The sequence below is a fragment of the Ohtaekwangia sp. genome (assembly GCF_036568665.1).
Classification (GTDB): Bacteria; Bacteroidota; Bacteroidia; order Cytophagales; family Cyclobacteriaceae; genus Ohtaekwangia.
In genome coordinates this window covers 1-4937 of sequence record NZ_DATCSD010000068.1, presented here as the reverse complement: position 1 = coordinate 4937, position 4937 = coordinate 1, and the positions used below count along the sequence as shown (strand labels likewise).

Annotated in this window: 6 protein-coding genes; 3 read left to right on the top strand and 3 right to left on the bottom strand. The window is 41.3% G+C overall.

Going from position 1 to position 4937, the window contains the following annotated elements; all coding sequences use genetic code 11:
* Window positions 1–204: 204 nt before the first annotated feature.
* Window positions 205–420 (bottom strand): hypothetical protein, encoded by a 216-nt coding sequence (locus VIN08_RS03730; RefSeq protein ID WP_331960434.1) that lies wholly within the window; start codon window positions 418–420, stop codon window positions 205–207.
* Between the two features lie 86 nt (window positions 421–506).
* On the opposite strand from VIN08_RS03730, the gene VIN08_RS03725 reads away from it, so the two are divergent.
* The 3 genes from VIN08_RS03725 to VIN08_RS03715 all read left to right on the top strand — a co-directional run bounded on the left by VIN08_RS03725 (window position 507) and on the right by VIN08_RS03715 (window position 1710).
* On the top strand, window positions 507–926 hold the full coding sequence (locus VIN08_RS03725) for a hypothetical protein (protein WP_331960431.1): 420 nt from the start codon (window positions 507–509) through the stop codon (window positions 924–926).
* A 138-nt stretch (window positions 927–1064) separates the two neighbouring features.
* Window positions 1065–1418: a hypothetical protein gene (locus VIN08_RS03720; RefSeq protein ID WP_331960428.1), complete on the top strand. Its 354-nt coding sequence runs from the start codon at window positions 1065–1067 to the stop codon at window positions 1416–1418.
* 1 nt (window position 1419) lies between these two features.
* Window positions 1420–1710, top strand: a complete 291-nt coding sequence (locus VIN08_RS03715; protein ID WP_331960425.1) for a hypothetical protein — start codon at window positions 1420–1422, stop codon at window positions 1708–1710.
* 824 nt (window positions 1711–2534) lie between these two features.
* Here VIN08_RS03715 and VIN08_RS03710 read toward each other — a convergent pair.
* Window positions 2535–2714: a hypothetical protein gene (locus VIN08_RS03710; protein ID WP_331960422.1), complete on the bottom strand. Its 180-nt coding sequence runs from the start codon at window positions 2712–2714 to the stop codon at window positions 2535–2537.
* A gap of 24 nt (window positions 2715–2738) precedes the next feature.
* The coding region (locus VIN08_RS03705) for a T9SS type A sorting domain-containing protein (protein ID WP_331960419.1) at window positions 2739–4937 on the bottom strand (2199 nt) is incomplete at its 5' end.

Here is a 4937-nt window from a genome sequence, read left to right as displayed (position 1 = left end):
GGATAAGTATTATTCTTAGTACCAGTATGCGAGTTGTCGTGCCACGGATGCCATGTAAATCCAGGATGTTAAAAAGGTTCTGCTTACTGAAATTGTATATCCGATTTGGTTCCGTATTCATAGCCAACAACTTTTTTGTTTACATCGATGCCACCGGAAAGCAAGGCTATTGCCTGTGCTTTCGGTGCATCTAGGGGCTCCGCCTCAATCAATCTTCCGTTTCTTATTCTTTCTATACTTCCCGATTAATTCCGTCTTTGCGTCCAGTAAGCCTGAAAAAATTAATTGAATGTTAAAGTTGTCGCCTCGCTTACCCTGCACAACCAGCTTTACGTTCTTTAGCGAGCAATCAGCAATTTGGGCTACTACATGATAGTCCTTCGAAGAAGCCTCCATTGCGATTGTGTCGAAACTTTTCATACATTTAGTGTTCCAATTATCGGAACAAATTATAAACATTTTGTTTATCTGTAGCAATAGTAATAAACGAATTGTTAATATCAAACATGGCAAAGCAATTTGAGCAACATATCGTGTCGAAAAGATTCATGGAGGTTTTCGATGAACTTGTGGAACGCGGAAGCGTTGCTAGCATGAAAGAATTTTGCCAGAGGGTCGAACATCTTCCCCAATCCCTTAGTTACATCAGAACGGGTAAACGCGATATATCTATTGACCTGTTAATCAAGATATTTGAAGAATTTAAGGGAAATCCAATCTATATTCTTTTTGGACAAGGGCCAAAAGTGGCTGATGACAAGCAACTGTATCTACCTAAATTTAAGGGAGAAGTTGGTGAGTTAAAAAACGATAATCGGGTGATCGAAAAACTTGAACAGTTGGTGGACGCAAAAAATGAATTTATCCAATCACTGAAAAGTGAAAACGCCCGCCTTTCAGAAGAATTAAAGCGCCTCAGACCGTAATTTTAAAGCTTCCAATACCTTATATTAGTCAGAATGTTGATTGCTTTTCGAACCAAGAGCCCATATTGGTGAGAAATAAAACAACAAATTGTTAAGTGTTAAGTTGATTAACGGGTATTGCAGTTAGTAGGAATTGGTATGGGTTATAATTTTAATCGATTGCCACGCATCCGGGAGGAGTTGGCTAAAAGTAAGGCGCGCGACATTGAAATTTTGTTTGAATTTCTGGAAGACCAATTGTTGATGGATTACTCCCATATCGGTATGCGATATTTCCTTAGTCGGGAAGCATTGCTACGCATCAAACTTAATCGTAAGGATGTTTCCCTTGAAGACTTTCTTAGCATGTTTGACTTCGTTGAAGAGCGAATAGATATACTTCGCTATGCTGATGCAAATTCGCGAAAGGTTATTGGCCACGATGAATACTTTGCACGGGAACGTAAGTACACCAAGCTTGAGAACTTCATATTTAAATTAAACAAACTATAAAATGGCAAATGAAAAACATGGTCGAAGTATTTCGAAAGATGAATTTGACAAAATGCACAAAACTTTTAAATCTAAAAATCCGGAAAAAACCCACGCCGTATTGTTTCACAAAGATTCAATACAACGCGTACTGAATACACCCGGTGCGGAGTCAGTGCGCATCTGCTTTGGGGAAAATGACAATGGAGAAAATACGGTAATGATTCTTGCGACAGATGCACAGGGAAGTAATCTTTACACTGCGATAGAAGATCGCGGACAACTGTGCCCTCCATACTGCTCAAATACATGAGTTACCTTTGGATAACGGTACTAGCCTTTACTGTAATCATCCCGACTATCGTTGGGATGATGTTTTACAGACATATTGATAAAGGATTTAAGCCAATTGTATGGCTTTGTGCCGTATGGACAATAGCCGAAATATACTCGTATATACTACGTATAAAGGGGCAACACAATGCACACGTATCGTATGTGCTCACCGCAATTGAAATTTACCTTTTTTCGGATTTCTATGATCACGCATGCACATTAGTGCCTCGAAAAGTTTTTAACATTATAGGAGCAAGCGGTTTCTTGATTGTGATGTTGGACTTCTATTTTTTCCGAACAGAAATAAACACGTTCAGTCTTACAGTAGAGTACGTACTTTTGACTGCTTACATTATCTACTTATTTTATGAAAATGTAGTAGAGAATGTATCGCGGCAGTACTATCTTCTGAACATGACTATCCTGTTTTACACTTTAAGTAGCTTTCCTTACTTTTTTACATGGGAATGGTTGCATTCAGATAACATAGGTCTTCTAACTATTTTCGGGAATGTCCACGCTATTATACACGCCGTTTGTTACTTTGTAATCGCCTTTATTTTATGGAAATCCTCATTGTCGTCATCGCAACAATCTTACTACCGATAATTATACTTTTAGGTTTTATATGGTTAGAGCAAAAATTTCGTTATGCTCAAAAGAAGCGCGAAAACCTGATGAATGTAATGGAGGAAATCATCGAAATCCAAAAGGACAGTATCAAAACTCTTAGGCAATAACACTTTATATCCGTTATCTCCAAATCCCTTGGTAACCTCGATCTACATGGGTGGGGAGCCTTCAGTTATTTTTATTTTCAACTAAACGCTTTGTTTCATTTAGAACATCATGAATAATTTCTATTTCTGCCAGTAGCTGTTCGTCTGATTTATCTTCATCGATTTTTATTATTTCAAGCGAAAGTTTTTTAATCGTGCTTAACTGTGTTAACAGTTCCGGGCTGTACGTAATTTTTGCCATTAGTTTAGACTTTAATCAATAATTTCAATCCACCACAAACCGTATATACTTTGTCCCCTTTTCAAAATCCAACCGCAGCACATAAGTGCCAGACGTCAGTGGTTTAAGATCAAAGTATAGCGTATATTGATTGTCACCGCTCTTTTGAACCTGCTTAATCAGGACACCGGTAGGCGCATGCCATATACTTAGGGTAATCGGCATTTCCTCGGTAAGTTCTACGCCTACATGGAATGCACCATCGTTAGGGTTCGGATATAGTTTGAACAGCTTTACATATTCTTCATATCCCAGACGGCCTCCTGTAGAAGGTGAACCTTCATCAAGTACCAGGATGGATTTTGTCATCTGATCGAAGCATTCGCCGAGATGTGCTGCCAGACTTATTTCATAAGTTCCTGCGTCCTTGAACTGGCCATAGAAGTGGTCACCGTTATCTTGTAACAACGTCATCGCAGCCGGATAATTCCATTCTACTTTCTCAGGTAATGGCCATGATATATCAATGACCACTACCGTATCGCCAACAAAAGTAGTGTCCTGAAGCAGGAAGGTGGCCTTGAGCAAATCATACGATGTTTGCAGTAAAAATGTATCCTGCGCCATACATCCTTTGTCATTGTATACTTCAGCCCAATAACGTCCCGCTTCATTGATCGTAATCTTTTGATCGGTGCTTGACAGTCCGGTGCTGCTTCCCCACGCTATACTTTTCCATCCTGCACCGGCATCCAGCGTATACTTTTGTCCTACACACAGTGTAACACCACCGCCGAGGTTAAGCGCCAAGGCAGGTGTGTTGCCGAGGGTAACGGTATTCTCGCCTTTACATCCTTTTACATCGGTCACAGCAACGGTATAATCTCCGGGGCATAAATTGTTTTTGATGCTTGAATTTCCACCAACTGCCCAAGTATAGGTATAACCTCCGTTACCACCATTGGCCGTTACTTCCAAGGCTCCGTCACAACCATCTTTGCAGGTTGGCAGTGTCGTATTGACAACGGTTACCTGTATTGGGTCAGGGTGTTTCAATTCTACATCCTGCCGGAGTATACAGCCGTTGGCATCTTTCAATATTACCGGGTAGACAGCGGCACACAGTTGCGTTTGGGTTGCGCCTGTCTGGTTATTCCACTGGTATATATAACCACCTGCACCACCGGTTGCCTGAAGTGTTAGTTGTCCATCGCATACACCATTGCAGGTCGGTGTGGTTTCATTTTTAACAGTCAGTTGAAGTGCATCCGGAGCCGGTATATCTACCTCTTGCACCACGGTACAGTTGTGGCTATCCGTTATCAATACGTTGTATATACCTTTTTGCAGGTTTGTTCCCTGTAAAGCTGTTTGCCCGTCCGGCCACTTAATGGCAAAAGGCCCATCGCCCTCTGTAATGGTAATCAGAGCGCTGCCATCAGAAGAGTCAAAACATTTTGCTGCCGTAGCAGTATAGGTCGATTTCGCGCCATCGTTGCTGGTGATCGCCACGCTGTTTGTCATCGGACAAGCATTGTTATCGGTAACCAGCAATGTATAGATACCGCTCTTTACATCGGACAATACGGCATCAGTATCAATTACATTGGATTTTGAATCCTGCCAGCTATAACTGTAATCACTAACACCACCGGTTACAACCGCAGTAGCTGTTCCGGTTGCATTACTGCAAAATGCAGGTTGTATATCCTTAAAAGAAATATTGATTTTAGTTGGTTGTGTTAGCATAGCTGAGGTTGATTTTTCACAACCATTGTTGTCATGCAGGTAAACGGTATAGCTTCCTTGCGAAAGGTTGTTGAATACATTACCCGATTGCCATGTAGCTTTATTATCACGCGAGAAAGTATATCCGCCCACACCACCTGTTGACTGCAATTGTATACTTCCGTCATTACCACCAAAGCAGGATATATTTTTCTGATTTGCGACTGATAACGATAGTGTCGTAGGTGAAGTGATTTCCTGACTAACTGCTTGCTTGCAGCCGTTATTATCGGAAACGGTTACTGTATAGTTACCGGTTGGAAGACTGTTGATGACAGCGGATGTTTTTCCATTTGACCACATGTATGTATATACTCCGGTGCCGCCCGTGCCTTCGGCAGTAATGGAGCCATCGCTTAATCCATAGCAGGATATACCGTATCCTGAGTAATCCGACACACTCGTTATTGACGCCTGCACAGGCTCAGGATTCTGAAGCACCATGGTTTGGGTGGC